This window comes from Pseudomonas sp. LPB0260, assembly GCF_013388395.1.
The window spans coordinates 5139937-5158121 of record NZ_CP058247.1; the positions used below are offsets into that span (position 1 = coordinate 5139937).

The window sequence follows — 18185 nt, forward strand, 5'->3', positions numbered from 1 at the left end:
CGCGCCTCCTCGAGTGACCGCGCGTGCGCTGCGATCAGCTTTTGTAAGTCGGGATACTGAGCTCGGCGCGGGCATGGCGGGCGAGATAGTCCTCCAGGCGCTGACCCGCTGCGGGCGTGAAGGCCTCGCCGGTGTCCAGCAGGGTCAGCACCCGGTCGACTCGAAAGTTGCGGAAATCGTTGCGCAGTTCGCACCAGCCGCACAGCGTCCAGGCCTGGCCCCAGAAGAACAGGCCGAGGGGGCGCACGCGTCTTTCGGTGGTTTGCCGAGTTTCGCTGCAGTAGCTGAGTTGCAGCGTGTGCCCGTCACGGATCGCCTGGCGCAACTGACCCAGCAAATGCAAGGGGTAGGGCCGGGTCTCGGGGGCGAATAGCTGGTTGCGGTTGAACTCGTCGCGCAGGGACGCGGGCAGCACGCCGTGAATTTTCGCCAGTGCCGATTCGGCGGCCCGCTGCAATTGCGGATCGGCCCAGGCGTTGACCATGCGCGCGCCGATCAGCAGGGCTTCAAGCTCTTCGCGCTCGAACATCAACGGCGGCAGGTCCATCGGCTGGCGCAGCACATAGCCGAGTCCGGCCTCGCCTTCCAGCGGGACGCCGGAAAGCGAGAGGTCCTGGATATCGCGATAGATGGTGCGTACCGAGACCTGCAGGCGCTCGGCCAGCCACTGCGCAGTGGTCAACCGGCGGCTGCGCAGGAACTGGACGATCTGGAACAGTCGGTCGGCGCGTCTCATCTTCACTCCCTGTAGGCGGCGCTAAGCCCGCTCGGCGGGAGCAGTCTAGAGGTCTTGGTCCGGCCTAGACAGCGCTTCTCCGGGCCCGCCCTTGGCCTTCTCGTCGAATCGATCCGGCGAGAAGGCGAGTCGACTCAGGACCTGCTGTGCAGGCCCACGTGGTTGCCCTCGCTGTCCTCTATCAGGGCGATGAAACCGCTGCAGCCGATATCGGTCTTGGTCTGGAGTATCTTGCCGCCGGCGCCGGGCACGCGGTCCAGGACCGCGTCCAGCTGGCCCTCGGCGTTCAGGTAAACCCGGGTGCCCCCGGTGCCCGGACGCTGGCCCTTTTCGGCGCTCAGGCAGCCGCCGACACCCTGGTCAGCGTCGTAGGGGAGCAAGGCCACCGGCCCACCCATGGCGTCCATCACTTGCAGGGGCGCAGCCAGCGCCTGCTCGTAGAACTTCTGGGCGCGTTGAAAGTCTTCGACGAACAGTTCAAACCAATTGATTGCGTTCATGTTGCCACTCCTTGTAGGGCTATCGGGTCAGCTGGCCGCCGCCGCGCGTGGCGCGTTCCGGACCGCTGAGATCACTCTACGCGGGGGCTGCTGACAGCCTGCTGTCAGTAGACTTTGCGGCGACACCGACGCGCTATGGCGCCCGCTCAGCTCGTCATGCTGAGGTCGTGCTGGTGGGGCGGAGGCGCTGGAAAGGCTCAGAGTCCGCTGCTGACCTTGATCACATCCAGGTGCAGGCGCGCGCTGGCGCTCAGCTCGCCGTCTTCACCGCTGAGCGCCCAGCCCGAGCGGCCGCGGGCCTTGACCTTGTAAAGCGCCTCGTCGGCGGCCTTGAACAGGCCGGCGAACTGCAGGGCATGCTGGGGATAGAGCGCCACGCCGATGCTGATGGTCACGGTGAGCCGCTCCGCGCCGTAGTGCACCGGATGGGCCAGCTCGGCGAGCAGGCGCTCGGCGATATCCCGGGCGTGGGCCTCGGCGTCGGCGCCGCAGATCAGCACGGCGAATTCATCGCCGCCCAGGCGGGCCACGGTGTCGCCGCAGCGCACATGCTGGCGCAGGCGCTTGGCGATCTCCTGCAGCATCAGGTCGCCGGCGTCGTGGCCGAACCTGTCGTTGATCGGCTTGAAATGATCGAGATCGATCAGCATCAGCGCCACGACCTCGTTGTGGCGCTCGGCATTGGCCAGGGCGGAGCCGGTCCGTTCGACCAGGAAACGCCGGTTGGGCAGTTCGGTCAGCGGATCGTGAAAGGCCGCATGCTGCAGTTCCAGCTCGCGCTGCTGCAGGCGGGTGTTGCTGGCGGCCAGCTCGGCGGTGCGTTGGGTCACTGCGCGCTGCAACTCCTCGGCGTTGGCTTGTACCAGGGCCAGCCGCGCGGCCTTCTCGCGGTCCGCTTCGTGTAGCGCCTGCGCTCGCTCGCGCTTGAGCAGCTGGATGCGATAGGCCAGGGCGAAGGAGAACAGAATGGCCTCCGCGGCGACGGCCAGGGGGAACAGGTAGGCGGTCAGTTCGCTGGGTTGCACCACGCCGGCCGCGCGCAGCATCAGGATCACGAAGCTCAGCAGCACGCTGCCGTATCCCAGCAGGTAGAGCAGGGCCGGGGTGAAGCCCTGTTTCCAGCGGATAGCCGCGCAGATCAGCAGGGTCGGTACGCTGAGGATGGGCAGCAGGCCGATCAGCCCGGCGGCTTCGCTGCGGAAGCCGGTCAGGTTGCCGATTAAGGCCAGCAGGTACAGCAGGATGCAGCCGTTCAGCAGTTGATGGGCCCAGCGCAGGCTTTTGCGGGTGTACAGCAGCTCCTGGGTGAAGCGCAGGATGCCGATGCAGACCAGTACCGGCAGGGTGATGCGATTGAGCCAGGCCGGCACTGGCGCGTCAGGCCACAGGTACTGGAAGCCGTGGCCGCTCATGCTGGCGATGAACACCAGGGAGGCGGCCATGCTCAGCACATACCAGAGGTAGGCGCGATCGCGCAGCGCCAGGAGGATGAACAGGTTGTACAGCAGCAGGGCGAAGATCACCCCGTAGATCATGCCCAGGCCGAGGTTTTCCTGGCTGGCGTGGCGCTCGAGGTCGCCCAGCTGCCAGGCGCGCAGGGGGAAGGAGTTGCCGGCGGGGTCGTAGGTGCGCAGGTAGAGAGTCAGCGGTTGCTCGTCGAGCGGCGGCAGCCGGAACAGCGCGCGCCGGTAGGGGGCGTCACGGCCGTCGGCGAAGCTGACTAGCTCGCCGGCCTGCCGCTGCCGCCAGCCGCCCCGATCGTCTGGCAGGAACAGTTGCAGGTCGAGCAGGGTCACCGCGCCGACCTCCAGCCACCACTGGCGGGGGGCGTCCGTGGCGCGGCGCAGTTGTACCTTGATCCACCAGGGGTGACGACTCTGGCCGACGCTGACGCGTCCGTCCGCGGGCTGGAAGCGCGCCTGCACCGCCGGGTCCGCCAGCTCGGCGATGTCCAGGCGAGCACCGACGTCTTCGAGCAGTTCGATTTGCCCGTTCAGCAGCTGGCCGCTGCTCTGCGCCGTCAGCGCCATGGGCGAGGCGCAGGCCCCGACCGCCATGAGCAGCAGGATTATTGTGGTGACGAACTGCTGCACCGCACAGACTCCTTTGACCCAGCTGCCGCGCTTTACCTGATCCGATATCGCTCGGAGTATAGCCGTGCGCGCTAGCGCTGATCAGGAAATATATGGCCTTCTGATATTGCCGTTCGGCCCTGGTTAAACCCAGTACAGCGGTCGGATTTGGTCAAATTTTGTGCTATATTCCGCGGCCGTTTATCCCCATGAAACCTCGGTCATGTCCATGCAAGCAGCCAAGCCGTTATTCGACTATCCCAAATACTGGGCCGAGTGCTTCGGCCCGGCGCCTTTCCTGCCGATGAGCCGGGAAGAGATGGATCAGCTCGGCTGGGACAGCTGCGACATCATCATCGTCACCGGCGATGCCTATGTGGATCACCCCTCGTTCGGCATGGCGATCATCGGCCGCCTGCTCGAGGCCCAGGGCTTTCGCGTGGGCATCATCGCCCAGCCCGACTGGACCAGCAAAGACGACTTCATGAAGCTCGGCGAGCCCAACCTGTTCTTCGGCGTCGCCGCCGGCAACATGGACTCGATGATCAACCGCTACACCGCCGACAAGAAGATCCGCTCCGACGATGCCTACACCCCGGGCGGCCTGGCCGGCAAGCGCCCGGATCGCGCCAGCCTGGTGTACAGCCAGCGCTGCAAGGAGGCCTACAAGCATGTGCCAATCGTGCTCGGCGGCATCGAGGCATCCTTGCGCCGGATCGCCCACTACGACTACTGGCAGGACAAGGTGCGCCACTCGATCCTGATCGACGCCTGCGCCGACATCCTGCTGTACGGCAACGCCGAGCGCGCCGTGGTGGAGATCGCCCAGCGCCTGTCCTACGGGCACAAGATCGAAGAGATCACCGATATCCGCGGCACCGCCTTTATCCGTCGCGACACCCCGCAAGGCTGGCTGGAGATCGACTCCACCCGTATCGACCGTCCGGGCAAGATCGACAAGATCATCAACCCCTACGTCAACACCCAGGACACCCAGGCCTGCGCCATCGAGCAGGAGAAGGGACCGGTCGAGGACCCGAACGAGGCCAAGGTGGTGCAGCTGCTGCCGCACCCGCGCCTGGAGCGCGACAAGACGGTGATCCGCCTGCCGTCCTTCGAGAAGGTGCGCGGCGATGCGGTGCTCTACGCCCACGCCAACCGCGTGCTGCACCTGGAGACCAACCCGGGCAACGCTCGCGCCCTGGTGCAGAAGCACGGCGAGGTGGACGTGTGGTTCAACCCGCCACCGATCCCCATGACCACCGAGGAAATGGACTACGTGTTCGGCATGCCCTACGCGCGGGTGCCGCATCCGGCCTACGGCAAGGAGAAGATCCCGGCGTACGAGATGATCCGCTTCTCGGTCAACATCATGCGCGGCTGTTTCGGCGGCTGCACCTTCTGCTCGATCACCGAGCACGAGGGGCGAATCATCCAGAACCGCTCCCACGAGTCGATCATCCGCGAGATCGAAGAGATCCGCGACAAGGTGCCGGGCTTCACCGGGGTCATCTCCGACCTGGGCGGGCCGACCGCCAACATGTACCGCATAGCCTGCAAGGATCCGGAGATCGAGCGGCACTGCCGCAAGCCGTCCTGCGTGTTCCCCGGCATCTGCGAGAACCTCAACACCGATCACAGCTCGCTGATCCAGCTGTACCGTTCGGCGCGCGAGCTACCGGGGGTGAAGAAGATCCTGATCGCCTCGGGCCTGCGCTACGACCTGGCGGTGGAGTCGCCGGAGTACGTCAAGGAACTGGTCACCCACCACGTCGGCGGCTACCTGAAGATCGCCCCGGAGCACACAGAGGAAGGCCCGCTCAATCAGATGATGAAGCCGGGCATCGGTAGCTACGACAAGTTCAAGCGGATGTTCGAGAAGTACTCCAAGGAAGCGGGCAAGGAGCAGTACCTGATTCCATACTTCATCGCCGCGCACCCGGGCACCACCGACGAGGACATGATGAACCTCGCCCTGTGGCTCAAGCGCAACGACTTCCGCGCCGACCAGGTGCAGGCGTTCTATCCCTCGCCGATGGCCACCGCCACCGCCATGTACCACTCGGGCAAGAACCCGCTGCGCAAGGTGACCTACAAGAGCGACGGCGTGACCATCGTCAAGAGCGAGGCCCAGCGCCGCCTGCACAAGGCCTTCCTGCGCTACCACGACCCCAAGGGCTGGCCGATGCTGCGCGAGGCCCTGGAGCGCATGGGCCGCAGCGACCTGATCGGCAACGGCAAGCAGCAGCTGGTGCCGGCCTATCAGCCCAAGGTCGACGAGTACCACAGCGCGCGACGCAAGAACTCCACCCCGGCCGGCAGCAAGAAGGTCGGTCGGGCCGCGGGCGGCAAGGAATCCACCCGCATCCTGACCCAGCACACCGGCCTGCCGCCGCGCGGCAGCGATGGCAGCAATCCCTGGGACAAGCGCGAGCAGGCCAAGGCCGCGGCGGAAGCCCGGGCCAAGGCCGAGCGCAGCGGCAAGGGCGCGGACAAGAAGGGCGGCAAGAAGCCGGCGAAGCGACCGGTGGCGCCGCGCTGATTCCCCGCGCTAACAAGAACGCCAGCTTCGTGCTGGCGTTTTTGTACCTGCTAAGGAAGGTTGCCGGCCTGCTTCAGCCGTAGCGCTTGTGCGCCTCGATGGCCAGGCCGCTGCCGATGCTGCCGAAGGTATTGCCCTCCACATGGCGGGCGTTTGGCAGCATCGCCGCGACGCTCTGGCGCAGCGCCGGGATGCCGCTGGAGCCGCCGGTGAAGAACACCGTGTCGACCTGCTCGACGCGGATCCCGGCATCGCCGAGCAGTTGCCCGATGCTGGCGCGAATGCGCAGCAGCAGCGGTTCGATCGCGTCCTCGAACAATTCGCGGGTCAGCTCGGCGAGCAGGCCCGCCTCGATGCGCTGCAAATCGATCGGCGCGGCGTCGCGCTCGGTCAGGGCGATCTTGCTGTCTTCCACCTGCATGGCCAGCCAGTGTCCGGCGCGCTGCTCGATCAGCTTGAACAGGCGGTCGATGCCGGTGGGGTCGAGGATGTCGTAGCGCATGCTCTGCAGGGCCCGCTGCGACTGGGCCGAGTAGACCGCATTGATGGTGTGCCAGGTGGCCAGGTTCAGGTGCGCGCTGGTCGGCATGGGCGCATCGCTCTTCATCCGGCTGCCGTAGCCGAACAGCGGCATCACGCCCTGCAGGCTGAGCTGCTTGTCGAAGTCGGTGCCGCCGACATGCACGCCGCCGGTGGCGAGGATGTCGGCCTGGCGATCGGCCACTTGCCGGCGCTCGGGCGACAGGCGCACCAGGGAGAAGTCCGAGGTGCCGCCGCCGATGTCGACGATCAGCACCAGTTCCTCGCGCTCGATACTGCTCTCATAGTCGAAGGCCGCGGCGATCGGCTCGTACTGGAAGGACACCTCCTTGAAGCCGAGCTTGTGTGCCACGGCCACCAGGGTGTTCTGCGCCTCCTGGTCGGCGAGCGGGTCATCGTCGACGAAGAACACCGGGCGGCCCAGCACCACGGCCTCGAAGGGGCGCTCGGCCACCGTCTCGGCGCGCTGCTTGAGCTGGCCGATGAACAGGCCGAGCAGCTCCTTGAACGGCATGGCGCTGCCCAGTACCGTGGTTTCGCTCTTCAGCAGCTTGGAGCCCAGCAGGCTCTTGAGCGAGCGCATCAGGCGGCCTTCATAACCTTCCAGGTACTCGTGCAGGGCCAGGCGGCCATAGACCGGGCGGCGCTCCTCGAAGTTGAAGAACAGCACCGAGGGCAGGGTGATCTTGCCGTCCTCCAGGGCGATCAGGGTGTCGCCGCCGGGGCGCTGCCAGCCGACGGTGGAGTTGGAGGTGCCGAAATCGATGCCGCAGGCGCGGGCCGGAGAAGAGAAAGACATGCTGCGCGCTGTTCCAAAAAAACGGCCGCGCATTCTATGCGAGGCGGCCGCAGAATGCTGCCCCGTTCAGGGTGCGGGCGACGGATGCCGGCGGGCTCAGCCCCAGCCCAGGGTCAGGGCCGCCACCACGGCATAGCGCCCGGTCTTGGCCAGGCCGACGATCAGCAGGAAGCGCCACAGCGGCTCGCGCATGATGCCCGCGGCCAGGGTCAGCGGGTCGCCGATAAAGGGCGCCCAGCTGAGCAGCAGCGACCAGTGGCCGTAGTGGCCATACCAGCCCTGGGCGCGCGTCAGGTTGCGTTCACTGATGGGAAACCAGCGCCGGTGGCGAAAGTGTTCCAGGTAGCGGCCGAGCAGCCAGTTGACCAGGGCGCCGAGCACATTGCCGGCGCTGGCCACCGCCAGCAGCGCCCAGACCGGGTAAGCCTCGCTGAGCAGCAGGGCGACCAGCAGCACTTCCGATTGCACCGGCAGCAGGGTGGCGGCGCCGAGTGCGGTGAAGAACAGCCCGAAGTAGGCGGAAAGGCTCAGCATCAGGGCGGGGTTTGGCGGTGGCGCGTCATGCTCGTAGGCGCGCCAGTCGCTGCGCTCAGGACTGCTGTTCCTGGCCGGCGTGGGTCATGATCTCTTCCAGCTTCAGTCCGGTGAGGCCGTGGATGGTGCGCCACAGGTAGTAGAAGATGGCCATCAGCATGATCATCGAGGGAATGGCGATCATCGGGTAGCTGAGCAGGTTCATCCGCCCCAGTTCGGCGTTGAAGGCTTCGCTGCCGGCCGGGCTGACGACGATCCACTTGGCCAGGACGTAGTTCATCGCCGAGGAGAAGAAGAAGGTGCCGCTGAGCCAGTAGGTCGCGCGCAGCAAACGGGCTTCGAACGCCGCGGTGTGGCCGCCCTGTTCCAGGCGCTGATGGATCTTGTCGACATCCAGCAGCGACTTGTTGAGCAGCATGGTGCGAATCAGCGGGTAGCGGGTGTAGGTCGACACCAGCACGGCGATGCCGATCAGCCCGGGCACCGCGGCCTCCTTGATCGCCAGCCACTGGTTGTCCAGCTTGAGCAGGCCGATGCCACCGGTGAGCAGCACGCTGATCAGGCCGAGCAGGGCAATGAAGTTGAATTTGCGATACTTGATCAGCTCGAACGAACCCCAGCCAAGGGGGAACGCCAGGGCCAGGACCAGGGCGCCGTCGGCGCCTAGGCGCGACTCGCCGCTGAGCTTCATCAGGATCAGCGAGGGAATCAGGATGCTGATCAGCAGGTCGATCAGTGGGCGCGGCTTGTGTGCGGCGCTGGGGCTTGGCGTGGTCTGGGTCATGTCTCGTTCGAAGCGCTGGAAAGAAGGGCGATGATCGCCTGCCTGAGCGGCAGCCGCCAGCCCGATTGTCGGCTGGACTGTGACAAAGTTGTGCGAATGGCCGGCCGCCTGGTGCTCCGAGGCAATGGTCTGAGCGGCCACCGTCGGGATATTGGCTGGCAGTGGTCAGTGTCGAGCTGGCGTCGCTAAGGATATGATACTAATGTGACATCATGCGGTAAGTTGCGGTCGCAGAGGCCGCGGGAGTCCGAACATGCAGTCCCCTCAAGTGGTGCGCTGGGCCTGCCTGCTTTTCGCGCTGGGCGTCTTGCAGTCGGGTCAGGCTTCGGCAAAGGACTGCATCGGCGTGGTGCCCGCCAGCGCCCACGTCTTCTGGCAACAGGTGGAGGCCGGTGCCCGCCGTGCGGGGGTCGACGCCGGTATCGAGCTTTATGTGCGCGGCCCGCGCAAGGAGGGCAGCGTCGCCACCCAGCTGCAACTGATCGACAAGGTCCTGGAGCAGGGCTGCAAGGCGTTGGTGATCGCCCCGGCCGGTGCCGAGATCAATGCCAAGGCCCGTGAACTCGAGGCACGCGGGGTGCTGACCTTCTACATCGACCGGGACGTCGGCGGCGACGATGTACAGGCGCTGATCGCCACCAACAACTACCGGGCAGGCCAGGCGGCCGGGCGCCACGTCGCGCAGCGTCTGGGCAGCGAGGGGCGGGTCGGGCTGATTCGCATGACGCCGGAGATCGCCTCGACCAGTGCCCGCCAGCGCGGCTTCATCCAGGCGGTGGAGGCGGCAGGCCTTACTATCGCCTTCGATCGCCCCCTGGGCGATCCGCCGCAAGCCACCTTCGAAGCCTTGCACGATCAGCTGCCGCGGCTCGACGCGCTGTTCACCCCGAACGGCTCCTCGACCCGGCTAACCTACGCCGCGCTGTTGCGCATGCAGGAGGCCGGGCAGCTGCTGCACATCGGCTTCGACGCCGATCAGGTGCTGCTCGATGCGCTCAGGGCCGGTCAGATCGACGCACTGATGGTGCAGCAGCCCTATGCCATGGGCTATCAGGGTGTGCTGCTGGCCGAGCGCGCCTTGCGCACGGGGCGCGTCGAGCCGCGTATGCGGCGGATCGAGTTGGACGCCGTGCTGGTGACGCGGGACAATCTCGACAGTCCCGGGATCAAGACCCAGCTGCAGCTGCCCAAGCAGCCCTAGGCCGGTCATCGGGTGTCGCTCGCCAGCGCTTGCGCCCTGGCGAGTGCCGGCCCCGGCCGCTCCTCCGTCCAACCTCACCATCGCTTCTGGATGATGCCCCCATGTCGAACCTGCAACGTGCTTCCCACCATGAGCTGCGCAGCGCCTTTCGCGCGCTGCTGAGCGCCGATGCCTGCTACCACACCGCCTCGGTGTTCGATCCGATGTCGGCGCGGATTGCCGCCGACCTCGGCTTCGAGGTGGGCATTCTCGGTGGTTCGGTGGCCTCGCTGCAGGTGCTGGCCGCGCCCGACTTCGCCCTGATCAGCCTCAGCGAGTTCGTCGAGCAGGCCACCCGTATCGGCCGGGTCAGCCGCTTGCCGGTGATCGCCGATGCCGACCACGGCTACGGCAATGCGCTCAACGTGATGCGCACCGTGGTCGAACTGGAGCGCGCCGGGATCGCCGCGCTGACCATCGAAGACACCCTGCTGCCGGCCCAGTTCGGTCGCAAGTCCACCGACCTGATCTCCATCGACGAGGGCGTCGGCAAGATCCGCGCGGCGCTGGAGGCGCGGGTCGACCCGCAGCTGGCGATCATCGCGCGCACCCATGCCGGCGTGCTGGCGACGGACGAGGTGATCCGTCGCACCCAGGCCTACCAGGCGGCCGGCGCCGATGCCATCTGCCTGGTCGGGGTGGAGGACTTCGCCCATCTGGAGCAGATCGCCGGCGCGCTGAGCATCCCGCTGATGCTGGTGACCTACGGCAATCCCCGGCTGCGTGACGACGCGCGCCTGGCCAAGCTCGGCGTGCGCATCGTGGTCAACGGCCACGCCGCCTACTTCGCCGCGATCAAGGCCACCTACGACTGCCTGCGCGAGCAGCGCGGTGGCGAGGCATCCGAACTCAGCGCCTCCGAGTTGGCGCACAAGTACAGCCTGCCCGAGGAGTACATGGTCTGGGCCGAGGACTTCATGAATGTGAAGGAGTAGCCGTGTGCGGCGCAGGCCGATGAACCGCCCTTGCAATAGCGGGCTCAGGCGCGCATATCTAGCGCAGGGCAACGAACGTTTGAGAGGTGTACATGGCCGGTGGTTGGGCGAGTGACGGGGCGGTGCAGGAACAGATCGACAGCAGCATCGAGGACGCCATCGCTCGCGCCCGTAGCCAGCTGCCCAGGGGCGAGAGCCTGCATCACTGCGAGGCGTGCGATGCGGCCATTCCCGAGGCCCGGCGCCAGGCTATCGCGGGGGTGCGCCTGTGCGTCGCCTGCCAGTCCGAACAGGACAAGGCGCAGCAGGCCGGTGGCGGCTACAACCGCCGCGGCAGCAAGGACAGTCAACTCAGATAAGGCGCGGCATGGGCGTCAGGGGGGAAACAGTGGGAAAGCTGTGGCAATGGCTGCGCCTGAATGTGCGGCACGCTTCCCTCGTGTCGTGCCTGGCCCTGCTCGTGGTCCTGCCGGCCCAGGCCGCGCAGCTGGTGTTGCACACTGAGGAAAACCCGCCGATGAACTTCAGTCGCGATGGCGAACTGACGGGGTTCTCCACCGAGGTCGTTCGCGAGTTGGCCGTGCGCACCGGCGACACGGTTCGGCTCGAACTGGGGCCCTGGACCCGCGGCTACGGCAAGGCGATGAGCACCGCCAACGTCGGGGTCTTTACCACGGCACGCATCGCCGAGCGCGAGCAGGCTTTTCAGTGGGTGGGGCCGCTGACGCACACGCGCACCCGTTTCTACACGCACAAGGGCGCGGGCCTGCGAATCGACAGCCTCGAGCAGGCCGCCCATGCCGGTCGCCTGGTCCTGCAGCGCAACTGGTACACCCACGAGTATTTGCTCGCGCGCGGTTTCACCAACCTCTATACGGTGACGGCGCCGGACAAGATGATGCAGGTGTTCAGCAAGCATCGCGCCGACCTGCTGGCGGCTAGCGACTACGCCTTGCCGGAGCTGCTGGCGATGGTCGGGATGAGGCCGGAGCAGGTCGAGGCGCAGTTCGTGTTTCTCGAACACGACACCTACCTGGCGTTCTCCCTCGCCACCGCGCGGAGCATCGTCGAGCGCTGGCAGGTGGCGTTGGATGAGATGAAGCGGGACGGCGAATTTACCGCCATCTACCGGCGCTGGTTCCCCGAACAGCCGCTGCCGGCATGGCTGCTCAGCGGCAGCCGTTAGCTCGCGCCTCGGTCTTCCCTATCCCTCGGCCAGTGCTGAAATGAGCTCAGTGTCATGACAGCGGCCCCGGCCGGCAGTCATCGGGCGGGCGTGGACAGGGTCTTGTAGTAGATGGCGTTCGCCCGGTACTGGCCATCGGGGCCACATGCGTAGTCGGGCAGGCCGCCGATGCAGCGATAGCCTGCGCTGCGGTAGGCGTCCTCGGCCGGGCTGCCAGCCTCGGTGTCCAGGTACAGCAGGCCGCGCTGCCGGCTGCGCGCCTCGTCCTCCAGGCGCTGTAGCAGTGCGCGGGCGATACCGCGCCGGCGCGCACGGCTGTGCACCAGGAGCTTCTGCACCTCGGCACGGTTCAGGCCGTTGCGCTTCTGGCACAGGCTCAGCTGCACGCTGCCGAGCGGCAGGGCATGCCGGCCGGCGACCCACAGCAGGCGCGAGCCGTCCTGCAGGCCCGCCAGCACCTCGTCGTAATAGGCGTTGGCTTCGGCCCCCGAGAGGTCGGCGAGGAAGCCGACCGAAGCGCCGTGGCGCACGCTGTCGAGCAGCAGCTCGACCAGCCCCTGTCTATAGGTTTCGAATTGCTCAGGCCCGACCAGGGTCGGTTGCAGTGGCTGGGTCGTCGGGAGCGCTGGATCCATGGGTATTCCCTTCCGTGGGTAGAATCAGTTGCATAAAGGTCAAATCCAGCCAGCGGTCGAACTTGCGCCCGACCTGGGGCATCTGCCCGGTGGTGACGAAGCCGAGGCGCTCGTGCAGGCGGATCGAGGCGGTGTTTCCACTTTCGATGGCGGCGACCAGCACGTGCAGGCCGGCGCCGCGCGCCCGCTCGATCAGCGCCTGCATTAGCGCGGGCCCCAGGCCGCGGCCGCGTTGGTCGCCGCGCACGTACACCGAGTGTTCCACGGTGTGGCGAAAGCCTTCGATGCTGCGCCAGGTGCCGTAGCTGGCGTAGCCAAGCACTTGCCCCGCGCTATCACGGGCGACCAGGACCGGAAAGCCGGCGGCCCGGCGTTCGGCCAGCCAGGCGCTGCGGTTGTTCAGGTCGACCAGGGTTTCGTTCCAGATCGCCGTGGTGTTCTGCACGGCGTCGTTGTAGATGGCCAGGATGCCGGGCAGGTCGCCGGCGTTGGCGTCGCAGATCGTGTAGCTCATGGCAATCCTTGGCGATGCAGGGGGTACGGTCGCCCGCGAGGCTGAATATAGGTCGGGGCTGCGGCGGGCGTCGAGCGTCTCCTCCGGGGCTGAGGGCGCCCGCTCGACCGGCCGCGCGGCGCCGGCGAATCAGAGCACCAGGTAGTTCTTCACCCCGGTGAAGATGATCTGCGCCGCCAGGGCGCAGACGAACAGGCCCATCAGGCGGCTGACGATCTGCAGGCCCTGGTCGCCGAGCAGGCGCTCGAACTGGTTCGACAGGTACAGCACCACCCCCACGGTGAGGCTGGCCAGGGCGATGCCGAGCACCGCCAGCAGCTTGTCGTCCCAATGCGGCTGGCTGGCGCCCATCAGCAGCAGCGCACCGATGGTGCCGGGGCCGACGGTGAGGGGGATGGTCAGCGGCACGATGGTCACGTCCTGCTGCACGTTGTCGGTCTGCACCGCCGACTTACCCTGGGCCATGCCCAGGGCGGAGATGAACAGCACGCTGCCGGCGCCGATGCGGAACGCGTCGATGGTGATGCCGAACAGGGTGAAGATGTGCTTGCCGAACAGGTACAGCAGTACGCTGGCCACCAGTACGCCGGCGGCGACCTTCCAGGCCAGCCTCTTGCGCTCCTTTACCGTGTAGCCGCGGCTCAGGCCGATAAAGCAGGACAACACGAAGAATGGGCTGTAGAGCACCAGCAACTTGAGATACAGACTGAACAGCTCGGACGCCATGGCGGGACTCGTCTCTTGGCCGGGGGGCGGGGGTAGGCGGTGGGCGCGGCCGTGCCGGCGGTCGCCTCGGAGGGGAATGATCCGGGATTGGTCGCGCGATCTCCAGTGCGCCAGGCAATTTTGTTGCTCGCTGGTGGATGACCGCCTGGCGCCCTGGCGCCAGCCGGCGCGCAAGTTCGACTATACCTGTGGCGTTAGCCGGCACTGGCCGCTGGAGCCGCACGATGGCGCATGTGAGCTTCACCCGCAACCTGCATCGCCACCTGGATGTGGCCGCCTGCGAGGCGGCCGGTGCCACGGTGGGCGAGGTACTGGGCGAGGTGTTCGCCGGCAATCCGCGGCTGCGCAGTTATCTGCTGGATGATCAGGGACGGCTGCGTCAGCACGTGGCGATCTTCGTCGATGGCAGCCAGGTGCGCGACCGCCGCGGCTTGAGTGACCGGGTGGCGAGCGGCAGCGAGATCTTCGTGGTGCAGGCGCTTTCCGGCGGATAAAAGGAGGAGGCGAAGATGGCTGACGTGCTGCATGTGGCCACGCGCAAGGGCTTGCTGACATTTTCCCGCAAGGCGGGCGAGTGGCGCCTCGAGCGCAGCGATTTCCTTGGGGAACCGGTAAGCATGGTGCTGGCCGATCGGCGCGATGGCTATCTCTACGCGGCCCTGCACCTGGGGCATTTCGGTCCCAAGCTGTGGCGTTCGGCAGATGCCGGAGAACACTGGGAAGAAGTCGTCGCGCCGGCGTTCGCCGCCAGCGCTGACGGGCAGGGGCCGTCGGTGTCGATGATCTGGTCGCTGGAGTGTGGCGGCGTCGACCAGCCGCAGACGCTCTGGGCCGGGACCCTTCCCGGCGGCCTGTTCCGCTCCGACGACCGTGGCGCGTCCTGGCGGCTGATCGAAGCGTTGTGGCAGCGCCCGGAGCGCGCCCAGTGGTTCGGCGGCGGCTACGACGAGCCGGGCATTCACTCGATCTGCGTCGATCCGCGCGACAGCGCGCGGCTGCAGGTCGCGGTGTCCTGCGGCGGCGTGTGGTGCAGCGAGGACGCCGGGACCAGCTGGGCCTGCTGTACCCAGGGCATGCGCGCGGCCTACATGCCGCCGGAGCAGGCCGAGATGCCGGAGATCCAGGACCCGCACCGCATGGTGGCCTGTGCGGCGCAGCCGGACACCCTCTGGGTGCAGCACCACAACGGCATCTTCCTGTCCCACGATGGCGCCGGGCATTGGCGCGAGATCGAGGGCGTCGAACCTTCGAGCTTCGGTTTCGCCGTGGTCGTGCACCCGCGCGAGGCACAAACCGCCTGGTTCGTGCCGGCGGTCAAGGACGAGTGTCGGGTGCCGGTGCAGCAACGCCTGGTGGTGACTCGCACACGGGATGGTGGGGAGAGCTTCCAGTGCCTGGGCGCCGGCCTGCCGCAGAAACACTGCTTCGACCTGGTCTACCGGCATGGCTTGGCCATCGACGAACGTGGGCAATGCCTGGCGATGGGCTCGACCACCGGCCATCTGTGGTACTCGGCCGATCAGGGCGACAGCTGGCAGCTGCTGGCCGGCCACCTGCCGCCGATCCATGCGCTGCGCTTCGCCTGATACGGGGGCGCCTGTGCGACGCCGGGTTTGCCGAGGGACGGATCAGTAGGGCAGGGCGGTGCGCTGGCGGCGGACTTCGCGTTCGGCGATCCAGTGCTCGAGCAGGTCGCGCAGTTGCGACAGCTCCACCGGCTTGGACATGTGCCCGTCCATGCCGGCCTGGCGTGCGCGTTCCTTGTGTTCGTTGAGGATATGCGCGGTGAGGGCCACCACCGGGGTGCGGTCGCGCTTCTCCGCCTGCTCCCAGGCGCGCAGCTGCTCGGTGGCGGAGAAGCCGTCGAGCACCGGCATCTCGCAGTCCATCAGGACCAGGTCGTAATGCCGGCTCTTCATGGCCGTGAGCGCTTCCTCGCCGTTGCTGGCGGTATCGGGCTGCAGGTTGAGCTTGCCGAGCATGCCGCGGATCACCTTGGTCGAGATGCTGTTGTCTTCGGCGACCAGGATGCGGAAATCGTTCGGCACGTTCAGTGGCGCGGTCACCGTGGTCGGCACGAACTGCGGCGCGCCGGTGCTGCGCTGGGCCAGTTCGTCGGCCAGGGTGGCCTTGAGGGTGTACCCGGCCACCGGCTTGGCCAGGATGCGCTTGATGCCGGCATTGCGCGCGACGATCTTGCTCGGTGCGTTGCTGATGCCGGTGAGCATGATCAGCAGGATGTCGTGGTTGAGGCTGGGGTCTTCCTTGATCTTGGCCGCCAGCTGCATGCCGGTCATGCCGGGCATGTCCTGGTCGAGCAGCACCACGTCGAAGTACTCGCGCAGGTGCGCCTTGGTCCGCAGCAGGGCCAGGGCCTCCTTGCCGGAGGGCACGGTGCTGACGCTTAGGCCCCAGGCGCTGCACTGCTGCATCAGCACCTTGCGGCAGGTGTCGTTGTCGTCGACCACCAGCAGGCGGGCACCCTGCAGGGGACCGTCGAGGTCGGCGGTGGGCTGCTCGAGGCGCGCGGCGTCGAGCGGCAGGGTCAGCCACAGGGTCGAGCCCTGCTTGCCGCCGCTCTGCACGCCGAACTCGCCGCCCATCAGGCGCACCAGCTGGCGGGCGATAAGCAGGCCCAGGCGGCCGCCGAGCTTGGTGGCGGAGAGGAAGTCGCGGCTTTGCAGCTCGGCATGCAGGAGCGCCTCGCGTTCGCTGGCCAGCAGCGGCTGGCCGCTGTCCTGCACGGCGATGCGCAGGCGCGGCTGGCTCCCGCCATTGTCCAGCGCCACCACCAGCAGCACCTCGCCCTCGGCGGTCTGCTTGAAGGCATTGTCCAGCAGGCTCAGCAGGGTCTGGCGCAGGCGCGTCGGGTCGCCGCTGATCACCCGCGGCACCTGGGGTTGCATGAAGCTGATCAGCTCGACCTTCTGCTGCTCGGCCTTGGCGCGGAAGATGTCCAGGCAGTCCTCGATCAGGGCATTGAGATCGAACTGCACATCGTCCAGTTCGATCTGCCCGGTCTCCAGCTTGGAAATGTCGAGAATCTCGTTGATCAGGGTCAGCAGCTCGTTGCCCGAGCTGTGGATGGTCTGCACGTAGTCGCGCTGCTTGGCCGACAGTGGGGTGCCGAGCAGCAGCTCGGTCATGCCCAGCACGCCGTTCATCGGGGTGCGGATCTCGTGGCTGATCTTGGCCAGGAACTCGGCCTTGGCCTTCAACTCGGCGGAGCTGGCGGCCAGGGCGCGGCTGGTGCTGAACTGATCCTGGACGATGCGGCGCTGGCGTTCGCTCAGCGCCATGCTGGCGATGAAGCCGCTGACCACGGTGATGGCCAGCAGGCCGTAGGCCAACCAGTCGGATTGCACCGCCCAGTAGCCGAAGAGGATCGGCAGGGCGCCGACGAAGGCCGCGCAATACAGCAGCAGCGCCACACTGAACAGGCGCGCCGGGCGGTAGCCGTGGCTCCAGTGGTACAGCGCGACCAGCAGCATGCTCAGGCCGCTGACCGCGGCGAGCAGGTAGACCAGCTGGTTGAACTGCAGGTTGCTGGCGATCAGCAGGGTCAGGCTGACCAGGCCGACCACCAGGATTTCCCCGAGCAGCAGGCGGTTCAGCGGCGTATTGCTGCAGACCCCATGGAAGAAGCTGGCGGTGAAGGCCAGGGCGCAGAGCATGGTTGCCAGCATCGACAGGTTGGCGATCTGCGGTTGCAACGGCTGCCATTCGCCCAGCCAGGGGTTGCTGATGCCCAGCACGCTGATGGCGGTCAGCAGCAGGCCGGCCTGGGTCGCCGCGAGCCACAGGCTGGTGACCGCGCGGCTGTAGGCGAAGCGCACGAGGTTGTAGAACACCAGCATGCCGAGGCCGCCGAGCAGCAGGCCGAGCAGCAGTGGCCGGCTGTCGTCGGCGGCGATGGCGTTGGTGCTCTGCAGGCTGATGGTCGGGCGCAGGGCGTGATCGGAGGCCAGGCGCAGGTAGAGGTCCAGGGGGGCATCGGCCTGGGGCAGTGGCAGCAGGTAGTCACGGCTGGCCAGGGGACGGCTGGAGAACGGCAGGCTGCTGCCGGTGCGGGTGTGATCGAGCAGCTGATCGCCCTGCAGCACGTACAGGTCGAGGTAGGCCAGGTAGGGGGCGAAAATCCGCAGCATGCGCGCCTGCGGGCTCACCGGCAGGCGGTAGTGCAGCCATAGCGCGGCGTCGCCGCCGGGGGTGTAGAGGTCGCCGAGCTCGGTCGGGGCGAAGCGCGAGCTGTGCAGGGGGGTGCGGATGTCGTCGAGTTGCAGGCTCGCGCCATCGTCGTTCAGCGCCGACCATCCGCTCGCCGCCTGGGCCGGCAACTGACACAGCAGCGTCAGCAGCAAGCCGAAAAACAATCCTGTGGCATTCCTCAGCCGGCGCACGGTGAAATCCCTTCGGTAATGGGTGGTCCGATTATAGCCATG

Annotated in this window: 17 protein-coding genes; 7 read left to right on the forward strand and 10 right to left on the reverse strand. The window is 67.0% G+C overall.

Annotated elements, in window-relative coordinates:
- Positions 1-34: 34 nt before the first annotated feature.
- The 3 genes from LPB260_RS22945 to LPB260_RS22955 all read right to left on the reverse strand — a co-directional run bounded on the left by LPB260_RS22945 (position 35) and on the right by LPB260_RS22955 (position 3293).
- Positions 35-736 carry a YafY family protein gene (locus LPB260_RS22945; protein WP_208708165.1) on the reverse strand — a complete coding sequence of 234 codons (702 nt, stop codon included), beginning with the start codon at positions 734-736 and terminating at the stop codon, positions 35-37.
- A gap of 134 nt (positions 737-870) precedes the next feature.
- A complete protein-coding gene (locus tag LPB260_RS22950) occupies positions 871-1236 on the reverse strand; it encodes a VOC family protein (protein ID WP_208708166.1) in 366 nt (121 codons plus the stop codon).
- Between the two features lie 197 nt (positions 1237-1433).
- Positions 1434-3293, reverse strand: a complete 1860-nt coding sequence (locus LPB260_RS22955; RefSeq protein ID WP_208710122.1) for a diguanylate cyclase — start codon at positions 3291-3293, stop codon at positions 1434-1436.
- 244 nt (positions 3294-3537) lie between these two features.
- On the opposite strand from LPB260_RS22955, the gene LPB260_RS22960 reads away from it, so the two are divergent.
- Positions 3538-5850 (forward strand): YgiQ family radical SAM protein, encoded by a 2313-nt coding sequence (locus tag LPB260_RS22960; protein ID WP_208710124.1) that lies wholly within the window; start codon positions 3538-3540, stop codon positions 5848-5850.
- A gap of 73 nt (positions 5851-5923) precedes the next feature.
- Here the strand turns inward: LPB260_RS22960 and LPB260_RS22965 are convergent, their stop codons facing one another.
- From LPB260_RS22965 to LPB260_RS22975, 3 genes are all read right to left on the reverse strand, one after another.
- Positions 5924-7189: an Hsp70 family protein gene (locus LPB260_RS22965; RefSeq protein WP_208708167.1), complete on the reverse strand. Its 1266-nt coding sequence runs from the start codon at positions 7187-7189 to the stop codon at positions 5924-5926.
- Positions 7190-7285: 96 nt separating this feature from the next.
- Positions 7286-7723 carry a YqaA family protein gene (locus LPB260_RS22970; RefSeq protein WP_208708168.1) on the reverse strand — a complete coding sequence of 146 codons (438 nt, stop codon included), beginning with the start codon at positions 7721-7723 and terminating at the stop codon, positions 7286-7288.
- Positions 7724-7778: 55 nt separating this feature from the next.
- On the reverse strand, positions 7779-8507 hold the full coding sequence (locus tag LPB260_RS22975) for a VC0807 family protein (protein ID WP_208708169.1): 729 nt from the start codon (positions 8505-8507) through the stop codon (positions 7779-7781).
- Between the two features lie 253 nt (positions 8508-8760).
- On the opposite strand from LPB260_RS22975, the gene LPB260_RS22980 reads away from it, so the two are divergent.
- From LPB260_RS22980 to LPB260_RS22995, 4 genes are all read left to right on the forward strand, one after another.
- On the forward strand, positions 8761-9708 hold the full coding sequence (locus LPB260_RS22980) for a substrate-binding domain-containing protein (protein WP_208708170.1): 948 nt from the start codon (positions 8761-8763) through the stop codon (positions 9706-9708).
- Positions 9709-9818: 110 nt separating this feature from the next.
- Positions 9819-10682 carry an oxaloacetate decarboxylase gene (locus tag LPB260_RS22985; RefSeq protein WP_208710127.1) on the forward strand — a complete coding sequence of 288 codons (864 nt, stop codon included), beginning with the start codon at positions 9819-9821 and terminating at the stop codon, positions 10680-10682.
- A gap of 92 nt (positions 10683-10774) precedes the next feature.
- Positions 10775-11041 carry a DksA/TraR family C4-type zinc finger protein gene (locus tag LPB260_RS22990; protein ID WP_208708171.1) on the forward strand — a complete coding sequence of 89 codons (267 nt, stop codon included), beginning with the start codon at positions 10775-10777 and terminating at the stop codon, positions 11039-11041.
- 29 nt (positions 11042-11070) lie between these two features.
- On the forward strand, positions 11071-11868 hold the full coding sequence (locus LPB260_RS22995) for an ABC transporter substrate-binding protein (protein WP_208708172.1): 798 nt from the start codon (positions 11071-11073) through the stop codon (positions 11866-11868).
- A gap of 77 nt (positions 11869-11945) precedes the next feature.
- On the opposite strand, the gene LPB260_RS23000 is transcribed toward LPB260_RS22995, so the two are convergent.
- The 3 genes from LPB260_RS23000 to LPB260_RS23010 all read right to left on the reverse strand — a co-directional run bounded on the left by LPB260_RS23000 (position 11946) and on the right by LPB260_RS23010 (position 13743).
- Entirely contained in the window at positions 11946-12503 is a 558-nt protein-coding gene (locus LPB260_RS23000; RefSeq protein WP_208708173.1) for a GNAT family N-acetyltransferase, read from the reverse strand.
- On the reverse strand, positions 12448-13017 hold the full coding sequence (locus LPB260_RS23005) for a GNAT family N-acetyltransferase (protein ID WP_208708174.1): 570 nt from the start codon (positions 13015-13017) through the stop codon (positions 12448-12450). Before LPB260_RS23005 ends, LPB260_RS23000 begins: the two co-directional genes overlap by 56 nt.
- Before the next feature lie 129 nt (positions 13018-13146).
- Positions 13147-13743 (reverse strand): MarC family protein, encoded by a 597-nt coding sequence (locus tag LPB260_RS23010; RefSeq protein WP_208708175.1) that lies wholly within the window; start codon positions 13741-13743, stop codon positions 13147-13149.
- Positions 13744-13967: 224 nt separating this feature from the next.
- Between LPB260_RS23010 and LPB260_RS23015 the strand changes: the two genes are divergently transcribed.
- Both LPB260_RS23015 and LPB260_RS23020 read left to right on the forward strand, forming a co-directional pair.
- Positions 13968-14237 (forward strand): MoaD/ThiS family protein, encoded by a 270-nt coding sequence (locus tag LPB260_RS23015; protein ID WP_208708176.1) that lies wholly within the window; start codon positions 13968-13970, stop codon positions 14235-14237.
- A gap of 15 nt (positions 14238-14252) precedes the next feature.
- Positions 14253-15329, forward strand: coding sequence for an exo-alpha-sialidase (locus LPB260_RS23020; protein WP_208708177.1), 1077 nt, complete (start codon positions 14253-14255; stop codon positions 15327-15329).
- A 42-nt stretch (positions 15330-15371) separates the two neighbouring features.
- Here the strand turns inward: LPB260_RS23020 and LPB260_RS23025 are convergent, their stop codons facing one another.
- Positions 15372-18143, reverse strand: coding sequence for a hybrid sensor histidine kinase/response regulator (locus LPB260_RS23025; RefSeq protein ID WP_208708178.1), 2772 nt, complete (start codon positions 18141-18143; stop codon positions 15372-15374).
- Between the last annotated feature and the right edge of the window lie 42 nt (positions 18144-18185).

Coding starts and splice junctions, on each gene's coding strand:
- LPB260_RS22945 (WP_208708165.1), bottom strand. CDS start 736: ATGAGACGCGCCGACCGACTGTTCCAGATCGTCCAGTTCCTGCGCAGC.
- LPB260_RS22950 (WP_208708166.1), bottom strand. CDS start 1,236: ATGAACGCAATCAATTGGTTTGAACTGTTCGTCGAAGACTTTCAACGC.
- LPB260_RS22955 (WP_208710122.1), bottom strand. CDS start 3,293: ATGGCGGTCGGGGCCTGCGCCTCGCCCATGGCGCTGACGGCGCAGAGC.
- LPB260_RS22960 (WP_208710124.1), top strand. CDS start 3,538: ATGCAAGCAGCCAAGCCGTTATTCGACTATCCCAAATACTGGGCCGAG.
- LPB260_RS22965 (WP_208708167.1), bottom strand. CDS start 7,189: ATGTCTTTCTCTTCTCCGGCCCGCGCCTGCGGCATCGATTTCGGCACC.
- LPB260_RS22970 (WP_208708168.1), bottom strand. CDS start 7,723: ATGCTGAGCCTTTCCGCCTACTTCGGGCTGTTCTTCACCGCACTCGGC.
- LPB260_RS22975 (WP_208708169.1), bottom strand. CDS start 8,507: ATGACCCAGACCACGCCAAGCCCCAGCGCCGCACACAAGCCGCGCCCA.
- LPB260_RS22980 (WP_208708170.1), top strand. CDS start 8,761: ATGCAGTCCCCTCAAGTGGTGCGCTGGGCCTGCCTGCTTTTCGCGCTG.
- LPB260_RS22990 (WP_208708171.1), top strand. CDS start 10,775: ATGGCCGGTGGTTGGGCGAGTGACGGGGCGGTGCAGGAACAGATCGAC.
- LPB260_RS23000 (WP_208708173.1), bottom strand. CDS start 12,503: ATGGATCCAGCGCTCCCGACGACCCAGCCACTGCAACCGACCCTGGTC.
- LPB260_RS23005 (WP_208708174.1), bottom strand. CDS start 13,017: ATGAGCTACACGATCTGCGACGCCAACGCCGGCGACCTGCCCGGCATC.
- LPB260_RS23010 (WP_208708175.1), bottom strand. CDS start 13,743: ATGGCGTCCGAGCTGTTCAGTCTGTATCTCAAGTTGCTGGTGCTCTAC.
- LPB260_RS23015 (WP_208708176.1), top strand. CDS start 13,968: ATGGCGCATGTGAGCTTCACCCGCAACCTGCATCGCCACCTGGATGTG.
- LPB260_RS23020 (WP_208708177.1), top strand. CDS start 14,253: ATGGCTGACGTGCTGCATGTGGCCACGCGCAAGGGCTTGCTGACATTT.